Here is a 548-nt window from a genome sequence, read left to right as displayed (position 1 = left end):
CCACCCGGTGGGGGACCCGCCGCCCGCGAGCGAGGGGAGGCGGACGGAGAATCCGCTGTCCTCCACAGGAGTGTCAGCCCTCCTTGCCGCCCTTGCCCTCCTGGTCCGCATGGCCCCCCAGGGCGTCCTCGTCGACCCCGGCCAGGCTGTCGCTGGAGACCGTCTTGCCGACCTTGCCGACCTTGCCGAGGGTGCCCTCGACGTCCAGTTTGCTCAGGCCGTCCGTCTTCCCGAGCGCGTCCGCGGCCTCGAGACCGTGCGACGGCGTGATGGCCGCGACGACGAATCCGGTGGCGAGGGAGGCGATGGCGAGCATGCTGCGCTTCTTCATGCCCCGCTCAACTGCGGAACGCCCCGAGGGGTCACGGCCGGTTGCCGGCGTTTCGCCCCGGCCTCCACTCGCCATGGGATGAACGCCCGGCTCGCCCGCGGGGCCGGACGCGGCCTCCACCATCCGCACGGCCGCCGCACCGCACGGGGCGGGGAGCAGCACGAACACGGCGGACAGCCCGGACGCCACCACCGCACGCACCCACGCCGCACGGGAC

1 protein-coding gene is annotated in these 548 nt (G+C 73.9%); it reads right to left on the bottom strand.

The features are described from left to right. Positions 1-73: 73 nt before the first annotated feature. Entirely contained in the window at positions 74-331 is a 258-nt protein-coding gene (locus AWZ10_RS27305; RefSeq protein WP_046703251.1) for a hypothetical protein, read from the bottom strand. Positions 332-548: the final 217 nt, after the last annotated feature.

Origin of the sequence: Streptomyces europaeiscabiei (assembly GCF_001550375.1) — a bacterium.
GTDB lineage: Bacteria > Actinomycetota > Actinomycetes > Streptomycetales > Streptomycetaceae > Streptomyces > Streptomyces europaeiscabiei.
The sequence above is the reverse complement of the archived record's forward strand: the minus strand, read 5'-3'. Positions and strand labels throughout refer to the sequence as shown.

Bases quoted from the DNA above. Each gene is read 5' to 3' on its own strand.
- AWZ10_RS27305 (WP_046703251.1), bottom strand. From the start codon at position 331: ATGAAGAAGCGCAGCATGCTCGCCATCGCCTCCCTCGCCACCGGATTC.